Below are 23,530 nucleotides of genomic sequence, written 5' to 3'. Positions count from 1 at the left end.
TAGGCCTTTGATAGATATCCAAAGGCCTTTTGTCTTCAAAGATTGAATAGATACACAGCTCAATATTCGGTGTTAAAGTCATTGCCCATGGGAAGCACTGCGCAATAAACTGATTCGTAGAACGAGTTGGTTAAGCGTTAACCTTGTTTGGTGTAATGCAGAGTGTTTTCCATTTTATCGTTGAATTTTATTGTGGGGGGTTTTAGCACTATGACGCCGATTTTCAGTAATGCCGCTATTGGTCGTAGTTTGTTGGTTTTGCTCTTGTGTGCTGGCGTATTCTTTTTTATCGATTTTTTAGTGCCCGCCTTAGCTGCATTGATTGTGTGTTTTTCAAGTTGGCCTCTCTATCAAAAACTATTGGCAAAATGCGGTGGTCGCTCGGCGTTGGCGGCAACTATTGCCCTGTGTTGTATTGTGCTCGGGCTGATTATTCCGCTGGTGTTTGTATTTTCCTATGCGTTACAAGAGATTAGAACTTGGGTTGATTGGTTGGTGTTTACTAACCAACATGGTTCGCCTGTGCCCTTGTGGATCAAAGACTTGCCTTGGATGGGCGAATGGTTAACCCTGCAATGGCAGCAGTTTATTGGTGAACCCCATGAATTAGGCCAAATTATCAGTGCCATTAGTGGCCAGAATTTGAGTGGCATTTCCCGTTGGGTGCTGCAATTGGGTTGGAATACTTTAGGGTTGTTATTGACCTTACTTTTTATGCTGATCACTTTGTTTTTCCTCTATAAAGATGGTCCGCAAGTGGCTAAACAGTTGGATATCGTGGGTGAGCGAGTGCTGCCTGCTCGCTGGCATAGTTTTTCTCGTGTGGTGCCTGCAACAGTCAGTTCTACCGTGATAGGTATGACGCTTATCGCAATTGGTGAGGGTATAGTGCTGGGGATTGCCTATTGGATTGCGGGAGTACCTTCGGCCGTGGCTTTTGGGGTGTTAACCGCCTTTATGGCCTTGGTTCCCGGGGGGGCGCCAACCATGTTTACCTTGATTTCACTCTATCTTGTCGGCACAGGCGATATGACGGCGGGGGTCGGCTTGTTTCTTTGGGGCAGCATAGAGCTGTTTATTGTCGATAAAACCCTGCGGCCCAATCTTGTCGGTGGGCCGATTAAATTGCCTTTCTTACCGACTTTTTTCGGTCTGATCGGCGGCGTAAAAACCATGGGTTTTGTCGGTTTGTTTGTTGGTCCAGTATTGATGGCCCTGCTGGTGGCCATTTGGCGGGAATGGTTAAGGGAAGAGCCCGAAACGATAATGGGTAAACAGGAGGATAAATAGTCGCTAAAGCTTCATTTCTCTAAGGTATTTTTGCGCTCATCGGTGTAAAACCACCAAGGTTTAGGATCTTCACCTGCCATAAAACGGGTGATGGAGATAAACACATCGAGCATACAGGGGTCGTGTCTCTGACCCGTTTTGTCACACAGCGTTTGATACAGCTCGTAGGGGTTTCTATCTAACAGCTGCTCAGGCTTATCTATGCCAAGCAAACGTAAATCCGCCGCACAGGCTTTGCCAATATTCGGTAAATCAGTTAATTGCTTAACCTCGGCACGCACGACTTTTGCTGGATTCATTTTTATCTCTTGGGGTGTAGTCATACTTGATAGATTAGTCTATTGGCCCACAGTTAACCGCGTTAACCTGTTAAGATATTTCGCCTTCCTTGGCAAAATCGGTGTTGCACTTCTAACGCTTTATTAAGGTTACAGTTTTTCTATATCAACATTTAAGCTATTAAGATGTTCAAGCAAAGCTGGATTGACATTATTATCCACTTTTCCGCCTAAGTACTTACCAAAGAAACGTTCAGTCGCAATTATCGAGGCGAGCTTGTTCGCACGTTTGATAAATCCATGACCTTCATCTTTGGCGAGTAAGTATTCAAGGGGTAACGATTTTTGGTACATCTTTTTCGCAATATTATCTGATTCAACTTGAGTCACTCGCGGATCATTCGCTCCTTGGATAAGCATCAGCGGTGCTTTTATGTTATCGACAAAATTAATTGGGGAGCGGTTCTCCATATCTTGTTTTTGTTCAGGAATTAACGGGTCTCCCACTGATTCAAACCATTGACCTAAATAGGGGCGCCAGTAATCGGGGAACGACGCCATTAGCGTGACTAAGCTTGACGGCCCCACATAGGCGATCACTGCTTGGTAAAGATCTGGGGTAAAAGTCGCGCCGGATAAAGCCGCATAACCACCGTAAGATGCGCCAAAGATCCCCAAGCGATTTTTATCCGCAATCCCTTGTTCGACCAAGTAATTTGCACCATCAGTCAGGTCATCTTGCATACTGCCAGTGCCCCAATTGTTATTGCCTAAGTTGAGGAAGTGTTTGCCAAATCCTGTCGATGCGCGAAAGTTTGGCTGTAATACGGCATAACCACGGTTGGCATAGAACTGAGCAATCGCATGGAAGTAACCAGAGTCTAGCGCCCAGTAGTCCCGAGCCCAAGGGCCGCCATGGGGCAGAATGATGGTGGGTAAATTGTGCTGGTTTCCCTTTGGTAATGTCAAATAAGCCTGAATTTTTACACCATCCCTTGCGGTATAGACTAGGGATTGTCTGGGTGATAACAGTTCTGGTTGTATGCTTGGAGGAATATCTGCGAGTAAGTGGATATCACCATTAATGGCATTGTATTGGTAATCTAAGCTCGATGCCCTATCGCTCGCGACGTTGATCTGCCAGAGATTATTTTTCTCGTTACGTTCGGTAATGGTTATTTCAACATCTTGATTAAAATGCCTATTGATCACATCCCAGTGCTTAGCAAACTCAGTATCAAGTGGATAGGTTCTTAAGCGCCCGCCGTAATAGGAAATGGCTAAAGGTTCACCAGCATCGTTAAACAATACCTGATAAACATCCGCTTCATCGTTAGGATCTTTATGTAAGGTTTCATATTTTCCCGTCATAAGATCAACTTTGAGCAGTTGTTGTTTATCCCGCTCACCGATGTTGGCACTGATATAGGCGAGTTTTTTCGCATCGTTTACTTTTAAGATATCAATGCTTTCACCCTTAGCTGTGTGGATTATTTTACGCCAAGTGCCATCAATGAGTGTGTAGAGGCTATAGCTGTTATCTAGATTGGTGCTACTGCCAATAACGGGATGCCCTTGTTTGTTAAACTTCATTTGCACCAAGTTTAAGTGGTTTTCAAAAATAGGCGTTAGCTTGCCATCATGGGTGTTGAGCCAATAGATATCCATCCGACTCGATTCATCGTGGTTCGCCATCACAACCAGCTGCTCAGGGTTATCCTTAGGCTGTTCCATGACGCTGTATTTCACCTTGTCATTGTGCGTCAGTTGCTGCTCTTTTGGCTCTATTTTGCCTTGGGGAGTTTCAAAGCTGAGTTTAAAAATTTGGGTGTTTTCATTTCCCCCTTTATCTTTCATAAAAAAGAGTTCGTTACTGTTTGATGACCATTCAAATTCTTTAATAGGTTCAATGGACTGCGTTAAGAGTGTCGCACTTGCAAGATCGCTTTTATCCGCTATTACATAAATATTGCTCGCACCTTGGTATTCCTTTGTGAAGGCTAACCATTTACCGTCGGCGGACATTTTTAAATGGTGAATATTTTGCTCATTGAAAAAATCTTCGATGGGAATGAGCGGCACTTGGGCTTGCTGGCTGTTAAGCCTATCCGTATTGGCTTTTTGCTCAGTGGTTGAGGTTGAACAGCTTGCGAGTAGCATAGCGGCAATAGCAGCACTGCATAACTGGCTTGTGAAGGAGGATAATCGCATTGTTGTAACCTTGAGGTTGTTAGAAGTGACATCATGTTAATACGAAAATTAATTATCGTAAAACAATAAAATTTTATTTCTTTGCAATATATTTTACCGAACGAGTATACTAGCCAAGGTTAAAGAGCACTGGGATTGGATTAAATTTAGGATTGAGTGATGAATAAAAACATAGAAAAGTTAATAAAAATCAGTGCATTTTTCCGGTGGGTGATTTTGTTGGCCGCTACGATTGTGGTGGTGTATCTGGGTTATAGCTACTTAGTCCATGATGAGATACGTTTTGGATCGAATAATGGATTGTTCCAAGCGCTATGGGTATCGCCTGATGCGAGTCAAACCCTGTTGCTGTTAATGTTAAGTCCATTGTTTATCACGTTTTTACTGGGTGTTTATTGGCTGCAAAAATTATTAGCCTACTATCAAGACGGCTTGTTTTTTAGCGACGAAAGTATGCATTGTTATCTGTGGTTGGTTTGGCTTAAGGTTGCCGCCTTAGTGATAGAGATACTGCAAACCTTAGGCGTAGGTTACTATCACAAGTCGCTTTTTGAGGATACCCGTATCGACTTGGCGCTCGATTTTGGCAATATCACCACGATTTTATTGATGTTGCTGATTGTTTATTTGCTTAAAGCTGCCCGAGATTTTGAGGCAGAAAACAAAGAGTTTGTGTAATTTTGGACATTATCGTTAATTTAGACGTCATGATGGCGATACGGAAGGTGAGTTCTAAGGAGCTTGCCAAAGCGGTTGGCATTACCGAAGCGAATTTATCCCTGCTAAAACGTGGCAAGGTGAAAGGCGTGCGTTTTGAAACACTGGCGAGTATTTGTGAGTACCTGTCGTGCCAGCCTGGGGATATTTTAGAATATCGTAAGAGTGATACATCGGACTGAGTTCTGCCGTTTTAGCCTTGTTCAACACATCCTAGGACGCACTTAGTTAAGTGCTATCCTAGGCTTGCCGTGGTTAGGCTTTAACCAGTGTTGTCAGATCCGCTGGGCGATAGTAAACCGATTTTAGTACCTTACCTTGGCGAACCACTTTACCTGCCATTTCCACATCTTTAGCGCATTTGGCTATGATGAAATCACCTTGCTGACTACCGACAATTTCAACACCTTGCTTGGCATAGAAGGCAATGGTCTCGGCTAGTTCTTGCTCGTTACGGCACACTTTACTCATATTGCTCGAATGCACTTCATCCCAGCAGGCGATAAAGTCGATTTCACGGTTTTTAGCCACGCATAGCAACAAGTCAATCAGGTAACTGATTTCGAGTCTGTCGGTCATGGCTTGTGCGCCTAAATGCACTAAACGCCCCATTAACACATACACAGAATCGACGATGGCATCGGCCTGTTCGATACGGCTATCGGCTTCGGCAAGTTCAGTTAACTCCTCAATAATCAGTGAAGTATGTAAGGTATCGGCCTTGTCATCTAAAGAATCAACATCATTAACTGGCAAGTCGAAGGTGCTACGAAACTCACTGATATCACGATATAAGTGGTCATAAATAGGTTGAGTTAAGCGGGTGAGTTTCATCTGATTTGCCTTGAAATAAAGAGTTTGGCGGCAATTTTAAAGAAATGCGTCGCAGAATACAAAGATGGGGTAGAGATAAAAATACCCGCAGCCAAATAGGCGGCAGCGGGTTTCGGTAAATTTTGGCGGATGACCGAATGGAGAAATATATTGTGAGCCTGTGTTATTTGGTGATTATTGGCCGTATTTGGCAATCAGTTGATCAAGATAAGGGCCAACGTCTTTATCAGCCCAATCGAGATATCCCCGCACAAAACCGACAAGATTACCTTTAGCATCAAAAATATAACTGGCGGGTACGACATTCGCGGGAATGATTTGTTCTATGTTTTGCTCCGGGTCAAGCCAAGTGGCATAGCCGCTAAAGCCATGTTGGTTAAGAAAAGGGCGTACATCTTTAGATTCTTCATCGATAGAGATTGGAATGATGGCGATATTCTTCCCTTGATACTGCTGCTTAAGCTTGTGGAGTTCTGGAATTTCCCTTAAACAGGGGGCGCACCAGGTTGCCCAAAGATTGACTAAAACCAATTTTCCTTGGTGCTGTTTTAGGGTTTGGGTTTGTCCTGATTCATCAATAAAGGGAACTTCTGGTACGCCGCGTGCGTGCTGCATTTCTATAAAACCAGTCATCACAAGGGGCTTAGGAAGGGGCTCTCCTGTACTGTAGAGTTTATTGTCTAGTGAGTGGGCTGAGCTGCTATTAGAAAACAGACCCAAACACACGAGTAGAACAAAGGGAAAATAGTGTAATTTCATCTGGTTATCCTTTACTTTTAAATAGTCGTTTGTGTTTTTCTACGGGTTACCAATGCGAGACACAACCCAACACCAAGCACTAATAACAGCAGTGGCCCAAACCAAAGTGCGAAGGTGGAGGCTTTAAATTCAGGTTGATAACGGATTTTTTGACCATAGCGTTGCACCATAAAATCGATAATCTCATCTTGGCTTTGCCCCTGTTCCAGCATCGAGAATATTTGTGCTTTGAGCTCGTGGGCGATTGGCGCCTGTGATTCAAATAGGCTCTGATTCGTCGCCATAGGGCAACGCAGCACTTTACTGATATCTATTGCCTGTTGCTGGTAGGAAAGGCTTGATATGGGCTGAGCTTGCGCGACGGATAAGCATGGGATCCCTATCCCACATAAGGTGATAGGGAGCAGTAAGACTAAAAAGCGCAATATTGGATTCATTAGCCAAGTGTCTCCTGTGGTTTGTGATGGGATAGGTTAACTAAGGTTGTTAAATCAGCTTGATAGCTAAAATGGCGAGTAGGCCAAGCGGCAATCATCCCACCTAGCATCATTAATATGGCGCCCAGCCAGATCCAACTCGCAAGGGGTTTATAGCTGATGCGGATAAGATATTCGCTGTCACTTAATTGCAGCCCCATAGACACATAAATATCCCGCCATAATCCATGATCGATACCCGCGTGGGACATTTCCATCCCATTGCTTTTAAAGGTTTGGCGTTGCGGCCTAACGTAACCGAGGATCACTTCATCATTCGCACCATCGCGGATACTGATATTGGCTTGGATTGCCGTAAAGCTATTGGTTTCGACATTCTCAGTGCTTTCATACACTAAGATATAACCCGCCAACGGTTTACCTTGGTCAGGGCCCATTCTGAGGAGGGCTTCCTGTTCAAAAAAGGAGACGGATGTTGCACCAATAATAGTGATAGCCACCCCAAAGTGGGCGAATAGCATGGCTATAAACCCTTGTTTTGATGATTTAACGGGAGGATTTAAGCCGTGCTCATTGTGGTTTTGGGTTAATTGCCGGGCATATATTCGTCTACCTAATCCCGAGGCTGCCAATATCGTGAGCAATAAACACACTAGCAACCAAAGTGCTGCGGCAGTGCCAAGGAGTAAAAATAAGCTACTGCCCGAGGCGGCCTGTAAGCTTACCCAGCCTGCGACGGCTAATATCACTAGGCTAGGAATGAGCAGGGAAGTAATACGAGTCTTTGAGGCATTTTGCCATTGCGCTATTTGCCATTGCACTAAGGGCGCAATGCCCATTAACAGGACAAGCAAGAAAGTGAGGGGGACAAATATAGCGTTGAAATAAGGGGCCCCCACTGAAAGTGTACCTAAATCGAGCAGCTCATAGATCAAAGGGTAAAATGTACCGAGTAATACGGAAAACCCTGCTACGACTAAGATAACGATCCCGAGCAGTAACAGCGTTTCTTTACTGAAAAGCGCGAAAGTCACATCCTGTTTTAAATGATGCGCTTTGAGCGCAAAAATCAGTAACCCAGCACCAACAAAAATCACTAATAAGCAGAGGATTGACATGCCACGGGTCGGATCGGCGGCAAAGGCATGTACCGATTGCACTATGCCGGAGCGCACCAAAAAGCTACCGAGTAAACTGAGTGAGAATGCCAATAAGCACAGCAGTAAAGTCGTGAGTTTAAAGCCATGAGTACGTTGAGTGAGAATGAGGGAATGCACTAATGCTGTTGCCACAAGCCAAGGAATAAAGGAGGCGTTTTCTACCGGATCCCAAAACCACCAACCACCCCAACCCAGTTCGTTATAGGCCCACCAAGATCCAAAGGCATTGCCGCCCGTTAGAAACACCCACGCTAATAATACCCAAGGTCGTAAATAGTTAATTTGACGAGTATTAAAACCACCACCGAGCAGTGATGCTAACGCTGCAGCAAAGCAAACTGTGAGGCCAACATAACCAAGAAAGAGCATGGGCGGATGCAGCACTAGCCCTATGTCTTGCAAAATGGGGTTAAGATCTCGCCCTTCAATCGGAATGTTAGGTAATAAGCGGGCAAAGGGATTAGAGGTAAAGAGTAAAAATAAGTTAAAACCAAGGATCACTAATGCCAAAATGGCCAACAGCCTCGCAAAATATAGGGCGTCTTGGTATTTATCGCTGGCCTTATCTTGAGTGCAATCCGCCATTTTTATGCGATAACTGATGATCGCGCCCCAAAGGGCAATCGCAAATATCCAAAACAGCATTGACCCTTCGTGGCTGCCCCAAACTGCGGCCACTTTATAACCCAATGCTAATTGGCTATTCGAGTGGTTTGCGACATAAGCAACAGAAAAATCATCAGTAATAAAGCAATAAATTAAGCAAAGAAGTGAAACAAATACTGAGGTAAATATGGCTCTAAAGAGTATCGGGCTTAATCCCACCAGATAGGCATTATTCTGCTTAACACCGATTAAGGTCAGTGCTGCAGAAAATAATGCCAATACGCTACTGATGATCAGTAATATATGTCCAATTTCTGGAAGCATAGTTGTCATTTATTATGCCTTAGAATAATGTGGTCGCGGTAATATAGTGTTTACAGTTGGCTATTTTACCCGTGTGATTTTTACATGCTGATTTTTATTCAATTCGCTCAGAAACTTGAGTTATTTTCTTGTGATTTTAAATTTACATATAAGACCTTATTGGGAAAAGTCACTTTAATCACAAGGTTTAATCACTGTTGATTTTAAGATTAGTCGAGTTTCGCATTTAATAATGTGATCTTATCCGTTATTAAATCATTCCTTTTTACGCTTGATGTTTTTTGAAAAGTAAAACGCATTTTTAGTTTTTTTTATAACTGAAATGTGCTTTTTAACTTCTAAAAAATAAATGACATTAATTTTGTAAGTTATTGTATTTAAATTGTTTTAATTGATTTTATTCATCTTGATTTATCAGCGGGAATTTAGTGTGCTCTAGCTCTGATTTTTAATGGTTTTTTGCCTCCACCATGCTGTAACTGGTCAATTGTTTATGTCTTTCAGTGAGCAGTTAGGTTCAGTAGAAAATAAAAAACTAATGATAATTAGGAGTGAATGATGAAACGATGGAAATCCAAAATAGCACTCAGCGTGCTGTTTTGTTTAGGTACTATCGTCAGTGTGGCCGGAATAGCATCCGATGCTAAACCGGGCGAGGTAAAGCCTGGCTATGGTAATAAACAACAGAGTGCGGAAGCTCAGGGAATTATGGCTAATCCCGATCTAACACTAGAATCCCGTGGTGTAAGAACACTGCAGGATTATATTGTTCAGGAAAAAGAGTTGTTTGATTTTCTTTTTGAAAATCATCCGGTATTTAAATATGCCGAGCAAGGTCGTTTAAAAGGAACCTATAAGGTCAGTGACCGTGGTGAAGAATACTTACACGGTGGTGATAGCCAAAAATATAGCCAACATCAAGAGGGCAATCGCCCTATGGCATTGCAATATCGCCTCGGTGCCAAGTCGATTTTGGATTTCCCAAATAAGTTTGTTGGTCCTGAAAAATGTGGTGAGTGCCACGGCCCACAATATGAAAAGTGGAAACGTTCACGCCATTCAAAAACCTTACGTTTTCCGGGGAGTCATCCCGAAGTCGATAACGATTTAAACAAAACCATGTATGGCACTAAGGATACTTCTATCCTGCCAGACGGCATTACCCCTGATGCAATTTATGCGACGGTGGGAACACCAAGAACCAAATACGGCTTTATCGATAGCTACTTAGTACGCGGTACTTTCCATGTGAAAGACGGTTTACTCAAAGATGGTACTGGCACTATGGTCGCCGGTGGTAACCAATTCTCCCGTGGTTGGGCTGAATGGTTAACCCCTGAAATGGCGAAGAAAATTCAGAAAGTTATTCCTGAATTTCCAACTAAAATGGAAGATTTTGGCGCGAGTGGTTCACACCAATGGGGTATGAGCTCCTATGGTGCTAAATACGAGAAGGAATTCTTATTCCAACCTGCGAGCTCCTATTGCGAAATGTGCCACACCTTTAAGTTTGATTTTAAAACTAAAGATGAGTTTTTTGCAGCCCTTGGTAATCCTAAAGAGCTCCAAAAACATACAGTGTCACTCGGTATTACCTGTGAAGAGTGTCATGGCGCAGGTGGTCATTTAGACGGCGGTATCGGTGGTGGTATGCCTTCTAACTGTGAGCGTTGTCACCAGCGTTTTAACTTCGTAGAAGAACTTGCGCAAACCCCACAGGGTAAAGAAAAACTGGAATATGCCTTTAACGTGAAGATGAAATCTTCGTGCCCATCTTGTGGTACAGAAGGTTCGCAAATGTTTGCCTCGTCTCACTACGATAAGGGTATGCGTTGTTCTACCTGTCATGATCCACACGAAGTGACTGATGGTGATTGGAAATCCGGTATTACTAAACCAAAACTCATCAAAGAATGTACCGATTGCCATACGGCACAGGCTGAAATTGCGAGTAATACCAAAACCCACAGTAAACAAACTTGTCAAAGCTGTCATATGCCAAACATGGGTAGTTGTGAAAACTTCACCGCGATCCAGTTCCCTGATATGGCCGGTTTCGACAACGTTCGTAAGTCGCACATGTGGAAAATCGATGTTGATCCATTGCGTAAGACACTTAACCCACCTGAAGGTAAGTCTCGCGACTCATCCACTAAGGGCTGGACTGTGGCGAAGGACGAAAATGGCCATAACTACCTCGATCTCATGTGGACCTGTGCTCGTACTTCCGCTTCTGATCACGATGTAGTGGATAATAAAGGTTGCCATAGCCAATTCCAATCTAAGTTGGGTGAGGGTCTGCACTTTAAAGATCAACAGCAAATCTACGGCAAAGTTCAGAAGTGGCAAAAACCAGTGAAAGAAACCTATGCCAAAGTAGAAAAAGCCCTTATTAGCATCGATAAGTCGCCCAATATGGCGAAGTTATCGGTAGAAGATAAGACGCAAGTGCTGTTGTTGACCGATAAAGCTCAAGATGTCCTCAAGCTGATTAAAGCCGATGGTTCATGGGGTGTTCATGGTGCGCGTTACTCACAAAAACGCTTAGGTGCCGCCTTGACCTATGTGACCCAAGCCCAAGCAATCATTGATGGTAATGCGCTGAGTGCGAAGAAAATATAGTTTAACTTGAGTCCTAGTTATCCCCGACACCTTTGGGTGTCGGGGAATATGAGAGCCTAATTATGCATAACATGCTTCGTCAAAGTGTAAGCCGAATATTGATGGTGTTGGCCTTAGGCGTGACTGCGATGCCAGTCATCGCCGGTGGTGGATCAGAAATGTCTGAAGTGCCCTATAACGAAATCCAATTAAATCCCATTTCGATGATGGAAGCGGAAACCTTAGTCGGCAAGCAAGGCGTTTATTTTTTCGACGTAAATACACTGGAGATATGGGCAGAAGGTTTTATCCCCGGAGCAGTTTTTTTCAATGTTCAGAATTGGAGAGAGTTACTTCCAAAGAATAAAGATGCAGTCATGGTGTTTTACTGCGCTAACCGCCTTTGTACCAGCAGCAATATGGCGGCGAGAGAAACCATGAAGCTAGGTTACACAGGTGTGCGTCATATGGCCGATGGTATTTATGGCTGGCGTATGTCAGGTCGAGTAACAGAAAAACCTTAGTAACACACAGGACCGATGTTTTATCGGTTTGGTTTGCAGGGCCAAAAGGCGAAACCCACAGGGTTAACATTGTAGAGAACATAAAATGAAAACACGTATGCCAACTTCTTTTATCCCCAAAAGCATCACAGTGGCGACCTGCGCCGCATTATTTGTTTCGGTAGCCAGTTTTGCCGGCACAAGTCTGAAAACCGATGCAGATAAAACCTCCTACAGCATTGGCGCTTCTATTGGGAATTACATTTCTGGTCAAGTTTACAACCAAGTTGAATTGGGTTCAGAGGTGAATGTCGACTTAGTCGTGCAAGGTTTTGTGGATGCGCTTAAAGATAAACAGCAATTAACCGACGAAGAAGTGCTGACCTACCTGAACCAAAGAGCAGAACAACTCAATGCCGCAAGAACTGTCGTTGCTGAAAAACAAATGGCAGAAACTAAAAAGGCAAGTGCGGCATATCTTGCTGAAAATCAAAAAAAGTCTGGCGTTAAAGTTACCGCCTCTGGTCTTCAATACGAAGTCTTAACCCAAGGTAAAGGTCATAAACCCAATCCAGAAGATGTGGTCACAGTGGAATATGTTGGCACTCTTATCGATGGGACTGAGTTTGAAAATACGGTTGGACGTAAAGAGCCCACTCGCTTTGCATTAATGTCGGTGATCCCCGCTTGGGAAGAGGGATTAAAGTTGATGCCTGTGGGGTCTAAATATCGTTTTGTGGTACCAGCAAGCCTTGCCTATGGCACTGAAGCCGTAGGTATTATTCCTCCTGAGTCAGCACTTATCTTTGAAATTGAACTGAAAAATATTGAGAAACCCAGCGAAATGAAAGAGATGAAAAATAAAAAGATGATGCCTGCACACGGTTAATCTGGCTCCTAAAACGAGTTGTTTGAAGAGTGAAATGGAGACTGGAATGGTGAGCTTAGGACTAGGCATTGGCATCAGTTTACTGTTGTTTGTTGCTTATATTTACTGGCAGCACATGCGTCTAAACCTAGTCATGGGAATCGCACAGTTGCCAAACATGTCGAGCAAAGTGCCCTTTGCGATGGGAATCGTCCTAGTGCTGCTTACCCTTGCTATCTACAGTCAAACAGGCCGTTTTAGGGATTGGGATCAAGGTCGGATTGATGAAAATATTGATTATTTAGTGGCGGCCGAGATCACTAAAGCCAGTCGTTGGGCTCAGAGTGAGCCGCAAAACACCTTGGCACTTATGTCATTAGCTCAGGCTTACAATGCGGGAGGTTTGTACTCAGATGCGGTGCTGACCTTAGATAAATTACTCGAAATAGGGGGAGAAGATGCCGAAGTGTTAGGGGCAAAAGCTAACGCGCTTTATTACCGTGAGCTTCGGCAAATGACACCTGAAACCCAAGAGGTGATTGCCAAAGCATTAGCACTCTCTCCCTTTGAGCCTCAAACCCATATGTTACTCGCAGCAGATGCTTACTTGCATGCTCGTAACCAAGAGGCCATTGACCATTGGCAGTTCCTGCTCAAACACAATGGGGACAGTATCAACCGTGAAGCAATCGATAATGCGATTGCAAAAGCACAAAGCAAAATGAATGAAAGATGAAACCCGTTTCTATCAACCCTCGCCGTAAAGATCTGTCCCTGCAAGGCATCTGGCGAGGTGTTGATATTTTAATAAAAGGATAAATAGGATGAAGAAATACTATGCATTGTTGCTGTTAGTGCCCTTGCTATTTGGCTGTAATAAAAGCGAGGCCACAGACCATGTTCATAAAGCCGAGATGATCCACGAGCATGACCGTTGTCATTTATGTGGCATGGTGATCACTAAATATCCCGGACCTAAAGGGCAAGTGCACCTCAAGGCTGAGAAAACGGTACCTAAGTTTTGTTCTAGCCGCGATATGTTTAACTTTGCATTACAGCCTGAAAATAAAAGACAAATTGATTACATGATGGTGCATGACGCGGGCACGACTGATTGGGATCAGCCAGACGATGGCGCCTTTATTGATGCTCAAAGTGCCTTCTATGTTTACGGTACGACCAAGAAAGCTGTGATGGGACCTGCCGTTGCCCCTTTTAGTACCAAAGCTGCCGCCGAAGCCTTTGCTAAGGAATACGGTGGCCGAGTGCTGAGATTTGATGACATCACCTTAGAACTGCTCGCGGGTGATAAATAAGGTTGTGATGATGAAGCTGCGTCTCGTCCTTATTTGGCTGCTGTGCTTTGCCTCTTTCGGTACTTGGGCTGCACTCATTCGGGTAACAGATACAGATTCACTCACTCTTGCCCTTAACAAAGCCCAAGCAGGTGACACCTTAGTGCTAGCCACTGGGGTGTATGAAGGCTCCTTTAAGGTGACGCAATCCATTTCGCTAAAGGGGGAAATAGGCGCGACATTAGATGCACTGCGCCAAGGCAGTGCGTTGGTCATTGAGGCGCCTCAGGTGAGTATTGAGGGGCTCAATATCCGCCACTGGGGACGGGATCTGTATTACCGTGATGCCGCCATTTTACTCAAAAAAGGGGCGGATCATGTGCAGATTAAGGGAAACCGCTTGGTGGGTGATGGTTTTGGTATTTATGGCGAACAGCTAAACTCGCCCATCATCACGGACAATAGCATTAGTGGTAACGGCGCCATTCATGTGCTTGATCGGGGTGATGGCATTTATCTTAAGCATGTTAATTCGCCACAAATTGACCGGAATCAGCTGATTTTTGTCCGTGATGGTGTGTATTTAGAGTCCGTTACCCACAGCCGCATTTATGAAAATCAATTCACTAAGCTGCAATATGGTATTCACTACATGTATACCCAAGCCGACGAAGCGTGGCAAAACCAAGCGATTGCCGTCGATGGCGGTTATGCCCTAATGAATTCAACCAATATTTACTTGCACCACAACCGTGTGACTCAGGCGCGGGACTTTGGCATTTTGCTCAACATTACTGAGGCATCCTATGTGCAAGCCAATGTTGCGAGTCAAATCCATAACCCTAAGGGCACTGTGGAGCTTGGCAATGAGGGGAAAGGTATTTTTATTTACGCCGCTCAACATAACCGTATTCAAGATAACGAGTTTAGCCACAGCGATACCGGGATCAGTATGGCCATGGGCGGAGAGGAAAATCGCCTTTGGCATAATCGTATTATGGCCAATCAAACCCAAGTTAAATATGTCGGAGAAACTCAACTTGAATGGAGTTATCAGGGGCAGGGGAATTACTGGTCGGAATATCAAGGTTGGGATCTGAATGGCGATGGATTCGGGGATATTGTCCATAGGCCGAATGACAGTTTAGATAAACTGTTTTGGCTTTATCCTGAAGCCAAACTGTTGATGGAAAGCCCCGTTGTGTTGTTACTGCGTTGGGTGGAACGCCAATTTAAGCCCCAAGTGACGAGCGGTATAAGTGATCGTTTTCCCCTAATGCAAAGTGGCGCGCACGTACTGATTGATGGAGGTTCGCGATGAATCATCAAACTTTGACCTGCTCAGCGAATAAGCCTGTAGTGAATGCTGATGTGGTTGTTAAAGCGACAAATATCAGTAAATGCTATGGCAAGTTTAAGGCACTGGATGATGTGAGTTTTGAGGTGCTAGCGGGTCAAGTGATCGCACTCCTTGGGCATAATGGTGCGGGTAAATCTACGTTACTCAAGCTTATTTTGGGATTACTTACCCCCACAAGTGGCTTGCTCCAAGTTCAAGGTTATAGTGTCGGAAGTATGAATGCCAGACAGAGTTTGTCCTTAGGCTATTTACCTGAAAATGTGAGTTTTTATGACAATATGACCGCCAATGAGCTACTGCGATATTTTGCTAAGCTTAAGGGCGTTGCCTTGCCTAAAGTGTATGAATTACTTGCTGAATTTGGTTTAGAGGCCGCTAAAGATAAGCGTTTGAGTACTTTTTCTAAGGGGATGCGGCAACGTCTTGGGCTCGCACAGGCGATATTGGCTGAGCCTAAGGTACTGTTACTCGATGAACCGACTGTCGGTCTAGATCCCTTGGCATCGGCTTTCCTGTATCAAAAAATCGCTCAGCTCAGGGCGCAGGGCTGCGCCATTATTATCAGTACCCATGAGTTGGGATTAGTACAAGATCAGATGGATCGCGCTTTGATCTTAGGTCGAGGGCGAATGTTGGCTTCGGGAAGCTTAACCTCCCTGAGGGCGGCGACTCAGTTGTCAAATCATATCTTGTTGCATTTTCTATCTAATACTCAAAGGCAAGCATTGCTAGCGGATCCCATTTTAGCGGCATGTGTTAAGGCAAACGCGGGGCAGGGACTCACGCTCGCTGTGCCACAGGAGCAAAAGTCAGCCGTGTTAAATCACTTATTACAAAAAGTGCCCGTGGGGGATTTTTCTATTGAACCTCCTAGTTTGCAGAGTGTGTTTCATCATTACATGGAAAGTCTTTGCCCCCTTCAGTCGCCAAAAATGCCCACAAAGACTATTAACATAACAGATATAAATCAGGCGATTAATTTGGAATCAGTCCTATGAACCGTTCCGAGGTTTTGCATCGCCGTTTAAGTGCCCTGAGCATAGTGAGCACCATAGCCGCCAAAGAGTTTAAGGATAATTTACGTAATCGTTGGTTATGGATGATGGCGGGAATCTTGTTGCTGCTATCTCTGTGTGTGAGTTTTATGGGCAGCGCAGTGTCCGGCAACTTAGTGGTATTTGAGCCTGCCCAAATCCTTTCTGGGTTAGTCACTTTATCGGTATTTATGCTCCCTTTAGGTGCGATTTTGTTGAGTTATGACAGCTTTGTTGGTGAAAAAGAATCCGGCACTTTGTTGTTACTGCTGACCTATCCATTAGCACGTTGGCATCTGGTGTGCGGCAAGTTTTTAGGCCATGCCTGCGTGATGACCATTGCCTGCATTTTGGGCTTTGGTTTAACAGGATTAATACTGATATCACTGGGCGATACTCAGGCCCAGTTATCCATAGCTATCGGGTTTACCCATTTGATTATGAGCAGTATTTTGCTGTCATTAGTGTTCGTGCTCTTGGGTTATTGGGTTAGCTTGTGTGTGCGAGAAAAAGCCAAGGCGCTGGGGATATTGCTCATTTTATGGTTTGTGCTTGTGCTGGTTTATGATCTGATTTTACTCAGTGCTGTGGTTGGAATGAGTGAGATGTTTAATCGTACTGTATTCAATCTACTGATTTTGTTGAACCCTACTGATCTGTTCCGTGCTTTAAATTTACTCGCGACTCCCTCGGATACACTCGCGGCTAAAAGTAGTCTCACTCTGCTTGCTCAAACTGGGCTGGGCTTACCCTTAATGTATGGTTTGCTGGGTGGCTGGATTGGTGCATTACTTTTGTGTTGTTCTTGGATCTTTAAATACCAAGAAATCTAGTTTAGCGACCTCTGTATTAGTCTAACTTTGTACTTATTAAACAATGACTAAACTGAGTATAGAGTCACACTCTTATATGTTGTTAAAAGGTAAAATAAACCATCTTGACTTGGTGATTGCATATCATCGTTTTCTTGGAAAGAAACAATGTCACATGATGATTGCATGTTGTTAGTGTAATCAAACTTTATCAGTATTGGCTGATCTTTCAGGCGTTTAACATGCATAAAATCACATCTTATTTAATGTTAGATGAACAGGCTAAGGAATTAGTCGATCATGTGAATGGGACAACCATCAGCCTGACTTTTTCCGAAACGGCCTTATTAGTGCTGCTGTTATCATCCACGAATGCCATTTTTACTAAGGAAGAATTGCTGCAGGTCGGCTGGCCTGAAAGGGTGGTTGCTCCTACCTCTTTAACGCAATGCATCAGTACCTTACGTAAAAAGCTCGAACCCTATACCGAAGTGCAGCTTAAAACCGTGGCACGCCGCGGTTATCAATTGCATATCTCTGAACAATCCCATGTAAAGATGTTGGCGATCAATGATGCTAATGCAATTCGTGATGCCTTAGTGGGGGTGTCGGTTTGGACTAAAGTTGCTGGTATTGCCCTCTTGTGCGCTATCTTGGCAATCGTTTGGTATGTGAGCGACCATCATGCGGTGGTTAAACAGGTGGCTAAATGGCATGCCGATAAATATATCAGCCTCAATATTGGTGGCACGCTGGGGACGGCGCGAACCTTCTATATTGGCGATGAGGATCGTTTACATCCTTCATGGTGGCAAAAACATTTAGCGCCAGAGGGAAATCACATCAATAACCTTAATTACTTCAGTGCATTTACCTCAACTGATGGCAAAAATTATTCGATGGCGATTTGCCCTGAGCTGGACGCCGATGCCTGCAGTGATCACGGCATCATCAATATCACGGCGATAGATGCAAAACCCGCAGGATTAAATATGGCGGAGTTTATTCCGCTGAGCCAAATAATGGAGCAGCGCATTCGCTATAACCGTATCGTCCTCCCTGCGGATGATAAAGGAATGGGCGAGTTACTTGAGCATAATTACCATGCGGATATTTATTTTCCCGTCGCGGGCGAACTCTTAGTTCGTAACGATCTCAGTATGTCTCTGGTCTATGAAGGGCAAAATAAGGGTAAGTTTTATTCAACCTCCTGTATTACAGATCAAGATTGTTTAACGACGCCGATTAAATACACTATCCGCGGTGAGTTTGAGCAGTACCAGACCACAATTGATGACCTTAAAGTCGATGTTTTTCACGTTAAAGTGTTACAAAAAGAACTGACAAAACCGGATGAAGTCAGCCATTCTGCTATGCAGTTCTACCGTGAAATTCGTAAGCATGATATCCGTGATGAAGATTTATTTTATTATCGTGTTTATCAAAATGAGCACACGGCAGTATGGATCATTCCTCAGATGGGACAAGTACTTGCGTGGACTCAGTACACTCAGATCAAATTATAGAGTAGTCATTAGCCAAACTTGATTAAGCCGACATAGTGTCGGCTTTTTTGTGCCTGCAGTTGAGCGCGGTCGTGATGATACTAAGCTGCGTGTTTAAGCGTCTGGCTCAAATTGTTTGCATTAACTTTCTATCATAAAAATTGGCTTTGTTTTACTTCTTCATTCAGTGCCAGTTACACTGCCAAACTTAGCAATCACACTATAAATACAATAATAAAAAAGAGAGGAGTCATTCATGTCGGACCGTCTTATTCCCGTGCTGTTACTGTCAACTTCAGTACTGGCTGGGCTCACTGCTTGCAGTGATAACACCACAGAAAACACCGTAAAAACCAGCGAAAACGCACCAAAAAGTCAAGACATTGCGGCTCAAATGCCGATTGGCATTAATGTCGCGGCTATGACGCCAACGGTAAAACCAGGGGATGATTTTTATACCTACGCCAATGGCGAATGGATGAAAACGACGATGATCCCAGCCGATCGCTCCAGCACTGGCGCTTTCCTCGTTGCCTTTGAAGCAACCGAAAAGCATAAAACCAGTTTGATTGCCGATCTGGTGAAAGCGCAACATGCGGTGGGGAGCGACGAAGCGCGTATCGCCGATTTCTACAAGGCTTACACAGATACCGCCGCTATTGATGCCGCAGGAATGAAGCCTGCCGAGGCGGATATTGCCCGTTATGAGGCCATTGCGAGCAAGCAGGATTTATCTGCGGCGTTAGGCGGAAATCTGCGCGCCGATGTCGATCCTCTCAACGCGACTGACTTTTATACCGAAAACCTATTTGGGATCTTCGTCACCCAAGGTTTAGCAACGCCGGGCGAAGTCTTACCTTACTTTTTACAGGGCGGTTTAGGCTTACCTGAGCGTGAATATTACCTGTCTGCCGATCCTAAAATGGTCGACATTCGCACCGCTTACCGCGCTTACATTGAAATCTTGCTCAAAGATGCTGGTGTGAGCGATGCCGCTGTTCGTGCCGATCGTATTTTTACCCTTGAAAACAAGATTGCCGCGGCCCACGCCAGCCGTGAAGCAAGCGAAGATTTTACCCAGTCTTCGGGGGTATGGAACCGTGCTGACTTTGATACCAAAGCACCGGGCATCGATTGGACTGCCTTTCTAGCGGCGGCGCAACTGGGTAATCAGCCTAAATTTGCGGCCTACCATGCAACGGCGATTACGGGACTTTCTGCGCTTGTGGCCTCTGAGCCTTTAGAAGCATGGAAAGATTGGCTCGTGTTCCACCATATCAACAGCCATGCTGATGTGTTGCCATCGGCAATCGACAACGCTTCGTTTGCCTTTAATGGCACTAAGCTTTCTGGCACGCCAGAGCAGCGCAGCCGCGATAAACGTGCCTTAGCGGCACTCGACCAATATTTAGGTGATGCCGTAGGCCATGCCTATGCCGAGCAATATTTCCCTGCTTCGGCCAAAGCAGAAGTCAGCACTATGGTGGATAACATAGTGGCCGCCTTCGGTCAGCGAGTGGAAAAACTCGATTGGATGGACCCTTCAACCAAGAAAGAAGCCCTAGCAAAAGTGGCCACTATGGCAGTGGGCGTGGGTTATCCCGATAAATGGCGCAATTACGACAGCTATGCAGTGACTGCGACCAATGCCTACGCCAATGCCATCAATGGCGAAAAAGTGGAGTACAGCCACCAGTTAGCCAAGATTGGCAAACCAATGGATAAAGGCGAGTGGTGGATGACGCCGCAAGTGGTGAATGCGGTGAATTTGCCGGTGCAGAATGCGCTTAACTTCCCTGCGGGTATTTTGCAACCGCCATTCTTCGATGCTAAAGCCGATGTCGCTTACAACTATGGCGCGATTGGCGCTGTAATTGGTCATGAAATCAGCCATAGTTTTGATAACAATGGCGCGGCCTTTGACTCGACTGGTGCTATGCGTAACTGGTGGACGCCCGCTGACTTTGCTCAATTTGATAAGCAAGGCGATGCGTTAGCGCAGCAGTTTGATGCTTATGCGCCTTTCCCTGATTTACACGTGAATGGCAAGTTGACCTTAGGTGAAAACATTGCCGACGTAGCAGGTTTAGCCGCCGCTTATGATGCTTATCACGCCTCGCTTAAAGGCAAAGATGCCCCAGTGATTGGAGGCTTTACGGGTGATCAACGCTTCTTTATCGGCTTTGCGCAAACCTGGGCCACTAAGATGCGTGACGAAGCCCTGCGTGCTCGGGTGGCAACCGATGGACATGCCCCCGGCATGTACCGCGCGCTGACCGTGCGTAACTTAGATGCTTGGTATACTGCATTCGATGTTAAGCCTGGCGATAAGCTGTATTTAGCCCCTGAAGATCGCGTTAAGATCTGGTAAGTTTACTGCGTTGATTTGAAAGGAAGGGGAACACTAACGTTCCCCTTTTTATTAACGATTTTGCAGTCGGTTGTAATCCAGCCACCCACTTTCTATCGGGTGATTGTCGAAAAAGATCTGATTGAGTTTGTCACTAAAGGCCCAAAACTTCGGATCAGTACGGCGTACACCCACCATATCTAACAGTGCTTCATAGTCTTTTTCAGTTTGCATTTTCTCTATTGTCGCTACGACGTTAGGCAAGTCCTGTTCTTTCACTCGCCAAAATGCCTCAGGATAACTGCCCAATAAGCCATGCACTAAAGTGACGTCATCTTTAGCGGGTTCGCGGTTACTCGCCTCATTAAACAGGCTCGAAATATTCCGATGAGCGCTATTGCGAACTAAGGTAAATATCTCAGTTTTACCCGCTTTTTCAGGTTCCACCATGATCATGGTTAGTTCAGGTAACAGGGTCGCTTGTGTGCCTTTTAATCGATCTAATGTGTGTAAAAGTGCTTTGCTATGTATTTGCAAGCTACTGTTTTCTATGTGATATCGATTGGGTTGAACCTTAGCAACCTTCTGCCCGAGTTTTTGATACAGCTCGCCCTTTAGATCGTCACTAAAGTAGAGTACGCCCGTAGGCTGATGAAAGGTGTTGATATCCCCTGCGATAAAGGCCGTGAGCTGAGTACCAGCCCCTTGATACCAATCACTCAACTGTTTGCGCCTTTCCTCCTGTGGCAACAGGGTCAGGAAGTTCGATTCCCCCTCCATACGTAAAAAATCCATGTATAAGCGAGTTAATAGCTGGTGGCCGTAGTTACCATAAACATCGAAACCCGCGACCAATAAATAGTGGATACGCTCCAGCAAGGCATAATCGATAATCCAAGCCGTTTTGGGCGGTTCGCCGACTAAGCCTTTGACCACAGTGGCATTGTCGAAGTGGCGAAATACTGTCAGGCTGGCATTATCATTGGTGTCGTCGCCATCCCAGAGTCCGTCTATGGTAAGGTGCTGGCCGTTTTTGAATTTCTCGTTCAAGAATTGATTACGCGCCCGCATATATTTGCCTTGCTTGGCGGCATATTTCACCCAAGTTACTGCGAGTGCAGTGCTTTCTTCCTCTGCAGGCATACGTAGATTTTCAAGTTGGGAATGGTAAAAGGCGCTAAAGTCAGTGTCGTCCATATAATCTGGAGTCACAAAGTACACCCAGAATCTATCGTTAATGACATTGAGCGCCACCTGACCACGGCACACTGGGCCTTTGATAAAGCCCATAATGGTATCTTGGGCGCGGGTCAGCATAAATCGATAGCGCGCACTGGCAGGAATTTGAATAAAGGCTTCAAAGGGATTGGCCGCAACGCTCGGCTTGTAGCTCGGCAGTTGAGTGACTGAGTAATCCGCATCGATAAACCATTGTTGCCAGTTATTTAGCAAGCCGGTATTTAAAGCGTAGGGGATATGGGTTTTATCGACTATGGTTGCCCGATAAGGCCGAAAGCGGTAATAGACTCGCTCCACCTTAGGATCGTCGAAGGGACGACGGGAGGCGATAATATCCAGTGCTTGCCCCGGCGGCGTCCGAGAACGTACTAACTCGAAGAATAAAGGCTGGGTGTTCGGCTGATTCAAAGACTCAAAATATAAATGGAAGGCAAACAAATGCTCGTAGATGTAGCGTGCACTTAATTGGCTTTTTAAACTGTCGCCGTTTAAAAACTTCTCCCAGAGGGTTATTTCTGCAATAAATTCAGGTGTAAGCGCTTGTGCAAACGGCAGTGGCGCACCTTGCTCGAGCCAGTGCATCAACACTTGATGTTCATTCGCATTCAGTGCTGGCAAGCCATAAGGCATACCTGCAAGGGGCTGGCTTTGCTCGTATTTGTCCATTTCCTCTAGGCTGGCGCATTGCTGAACTCTGTCTAGGCTGAAATCAAAACGCTTATCTAAAATCTTGTCTTCGGGCAGGGGATGCATTTGCTTAAGCGTGAGCATTCTGGCTAATACTGAGGCTTGGGTATTAGCTTCTGGGGTTTGATCGCGCTCGTTTAGCATGGGGTAAAACCCGCGTTGACGCCAAGCTTCTGGGGTAAAGGCATCGACAAGTAAGCGATTAGGTGTGGCAGCGACTAAGCGTGTGCCTTGGTAGACCTTTTCCTTACTCGCCCCGCGCTCTATACCTTCGCTCGAGGTCATTTTTAACTGACAGGGGGCATCGTAACAGGCATGACATACCACGCAGCGGCTATTGAGAATAGGCTCAACTTGTGTGTGCACAAACTCGGCCTGTTGAATAAATTGGTCGTTCAGCTGTGCATTTTCGACGCGTTTTTGCGGTGAGCTAGTACCAAACAGGCTATTGAAATCGATTTGCGCTACGCTGGCACAACCTGTCGCTAACAGCACTGCGACCAACAACAACCTCTTCCATCCCCCTTTTATCGCGTCCATTCACCGCTCCTTCGTTTGCCACATGCTATTTAGCAGAGTTAGGCTTTTTAGCCCACTGATAAGTATCACTTTAGCAGAAGAGTGTGTTGGATTTGAAATTTGCAGCCAGATGTTGTTCAA

At 45.0% G+C, this 23,530-nt stretch carries 20 protein-coding genes; 13 read left to right on the top strand and 7 right to left on the bottom strand.

What is annotated here, in order from left to right:
* Positions 1 to 210 precede the first annotated feature (210 nt).
* Positions 211 to 1,290, top strand: a complete 1,080-nt coding sequence (locus tag L5L97_RS18440; RefSeq protein ID WP_168827747.1) for an AI-2E family transporter — start codon at positions 211 to 213, stop codon at positions 1,288 to 1,290.
* 11 nt (positions 1,291 to 1,301) lie between these two features.
* Here the strand turns inward: L5L97_RS18440 and L5L97_RS18435 are convergent, their stop codons facing one another.
* Positions 1,302 to 1,589, bottom strand: coding sequence for a helix-hairpin-helix domain-containing protein (locus L5L97_RS18435; protein WP_168827746.1), 288 nt, complete (start codon positions 1,587 to 1,589; stop codon positions 1,302 to 1,304).
* Between the two features lie 129 nt (positions 1,590 to 1,718).
* Positions 1,719 to 3,779 carry a prolyl oligopeptidase family serine peptidase gene (locus L5L97_RS18430; RefSeq protein ID WP_263183344.1) on the bottom strand — a complete coding sequence of 687 codons (2,061 nt, stop codon included), beginning with the start codon at positions 3,777 to 3,779 and terminating at the stop codon, positions 1,719 to 1,721.
* 159 nt (positions 3,780 to 3,938) lie between these two features.
* On the opposite strand from L5L97_RS18430, the gene L5L97_RS18425 reads away from it, so the two are divergent.
* Complete coding sequence (locus L5L97_RS18425) at positions 3,939 to 4,457, top strand: DUF2975 domain-containing protein (protein ID WP_063883683.1); 519 nt, start codon at positions 3,939 to 3,941, stop codon at positions 4,455 to 4,457.
* A 2-nt stretch (positions 4,458 to 4,459) separates the two neighbouring features.
* The gene (locus tag L5L97_RS18420; RefSeq protein ID WP_063883682.1) at positions 4,460 to 4,678 is read left to right on the top strand and encodes a helix-turn-helix domain-containing protein; all 219 of its coding nucleotides are present in this window, start codon (positions 4,460 to 4,462) and stop codon (positions 4,676 to 4,678) included.
* A 73-nt stretch (positions 4,679 to 4,751) separates the two neighbouring features.
* Here L5L97_RS18420 and L5L97_RS18415 read toward each other — a convergent pair whose 3' ends face one another.
* The 4 genes from L5L97_RS18415 to L5L97_RS18400 all read right to left on the bottom strand — a co-directional run bounded on the left by L5L97_RS18415 (position 4,752) and on the right by L5L97_RS18400 (position 8,625).
* A complete protein-coding gene (locus tag L5L97_RS18415; RefSeq protein ID WP_263163717.1) occupies positions 4,752 to 5,330 on the bottom strand; it encodes a nucleoside triphosphate pyrophosphohydrolase family protein in 579 nt (192 codons plus the stop codon).
* 174 nt (positions 5,331 to 5,504) lie between these two features.
* Positions 5,505 to 6,089: a TlpA family protein disulfide reductase gene (locus L5L97_RS18410; protein ID WP_263163715.1), complete on the bottom strand. Its 585-nt coding sequence runs from the start codon at positions 6,087 to 6,089 to the stop codon at positions 5,505 to 5,507.
* Positions 6,090 to 6,106: 17 nt separating this feature from the next.
* Positions 6,107 to 6,526: a cytochrome c-type biogenesis protein CcmH gene (locus tag L5L97_RS18405; RefSeq protein WP_105250353.1), complete on the bottom strand. Its 420-nt coding sequence runs from the start codon at positions 6,524 to 6,526 to the stop codon at positions 6,107 to 6,109.
* On the bottom strand, positions 6,526 to 8,625 hold the full coding sequence (locus L5L97_RS18400; protein WP_263183342.1) for a heme lyase CcmF/NrfE family subunit: 2,100 nt from the start codon (positions 8,623 to 8,625) through the stop codon (positions 6,526 to 6,528). Before L5L97_RS18400 ends, L5L97_RS18405 begins: the two co-directional genes overlap by 1 nt.
* Before the next feature lie 549 nt (positions 8,626 to 9,174).
* On the opposite strand from L5L97_RS18400, the gene sirA reads away from it, so the two are divergent.
* From sirA to L5L97_RS18350, 10 genes are all read left to right on the top strand, one after another.
* Positions 9,175 to 11,238 (top strand): dissimilatory sulfite reductase SirA, encoded by a 2,064-nt coding sequence (sirA, locus tag L5L97_RS18395; RefSeq protein WP_263183401.1) that lies wholly within the window; start codon positions 9,175 to 9,177, stop codon positions 11,236 to 11,238.
* A gap of 62 nt (positions 11,239 to 11,300) precedes the next feature.
* Complete coding sequence (locus L5L97_RS18390) at positions 11,301 to 11,741, top strand: rhodanese-like domain-containing protein (protein ID WP_028761786.1); 441 nt, start codon at positions 11,301 to 11,303, stop codon at positions 11,739 to 11,741.
* Positions 11,742 to 11,826: 85 nt separating this feature from the next.
* On the top strand, positions 11,827 to 12,609 hold the full coding sequence (locus L5L97_RS18385) for an FKBP-type peptidyl-prolyl cis-trans isomerase (protein ID WP_105250349.1): 783 nt from the start codon (positions 11,827 to 11,829) through the stop codon (positions 12,607 to 12,609).
* 34 nt (positions 12,610 to 12,643) lie between these two features.
* Positions 12,644 to 13,324: a nitrite reductase gene (locus tag L5L97_RS18380; RefSeq protein ID WP_263187177.1), complete on the top strand. Its 681-nt coding sequence runs from the start codon at positions 12,644 to 12,646 to the stop codon at positions 13,322 to 13,324.
* An 88-nt stretch (positions 13,325 to 13,412) separates the two neighbouring features.
* The gene (locus L5L97_RS18375; RefSeq protein WP_105250347.1) at positions 13,413 to 13,904 is read left to right on the top strand and encodes a nitrous oxide reductase accessory protein NosL; all 492 of its coding nucleotides are present in this window, start codon (positions 13,413 to 13,415) and stop codon (positions 13,902 to 13,904) included.
* A gap of 10 nt (positions 13,905 to 13,914) precedes the next feature.
* A complete protein-coding gene (gene nosD / locus L5L97_RS18370) occupies positions 13,915 to 15,204 on the top strand; it encodes a nitrous oxide reductase family maturation protein NosD (protein WP_263183399.1) in 1,290 nt (429 codons plus the stop codon).
* Positions 15,201 to 16,241 (top strand): ATP-binding cassette domain-containing protein, encoded by a 1,041-nt coding sequence (locus tag L5L97_RS18365; RefSeq protein WP_263183337.1) that lies wholly within the window; start codon positions 15,201 to 15,203, stop codon positions 16,239 to 16,241. The genes nosD and L5L97_RS18365 overlap by 4 nt, the downstream gene beginning before the upstream one ends.
* Positions 16,238 to 17,110 carry an ABC transporter permease gene (locus tag L5L97_RS18360; RefSeq protein ID WP_263148557.1) on the top strand — a complete coding sequence of 291 codons (873 nt, stop codon included), beginning with the start codon at positions 16,238 to 16,240 and terminating at the stop codon, positions 17,108 to 17,110. Before L5L97_RS18365 ends, L5L97_RS18360 begins: the two co-directional genes overlap by 4 nt.
* 221 nt (positions 17,111 to 17,331) lie before the next feature.
* Positions 17,332 to 18,615 carry a transcriptional regulator gene (locus L5L97_RS18355; protein ID WP_263143138.1) on the top strand — a complete coding sequence of 428 codons (1,284 nt, stop codon included), beginning with the start codon at positions 17,332 to 17,334 and terminating at the stop codon, positions 18,613 to 18,615.
* A 235-nt stretch (positions 18,616 to 18,850) separates the two neighbouring features.
* Positions 18,851 to 20,965: a M13 family metallopeptidase gene (locus tag L5L97_RS18350; protein WP_263183336.1), complete on the top strand. Its 2,115-nt coding sequence runs from the start codon at positions 18,851 to 18,853 to the stop codon at positions 20,963 to 20,965.
* Positions 20,966 to 21,016: 51 nt separating this feature from the next.
* Here L5L97_RS18350 and L5L97_RS18345 read toward each other — a convergent pair whose 3' ends face one another.
* Complete coding sequence (locus L5L97_RS18345; RefSeq protein WP_263183334.1) at positions 21,017 to 23,410, bottom strand: fatty acid cis/trans isomerase; 2,394 nt, start codon at positions 23,408 to 23,410, stop codon at positions 21,017 to 21,019.
* Positions 23,411 to 23,530 lie beyond the last annotated feature (120 nt).

The organism is Shewanella sp. SM71 (assembly GCF_025653905.1).
Taxonomy (GTDB): Bacteria; Pseudomonadota; Gammaproteobacteria; order Enterobacterales; family Shewanellaceae; genus Shewanella; species Shewanella oncorhynchi.
This window is presented reverse-complemented; position numbering and strand designations above follow the sequence as displayed.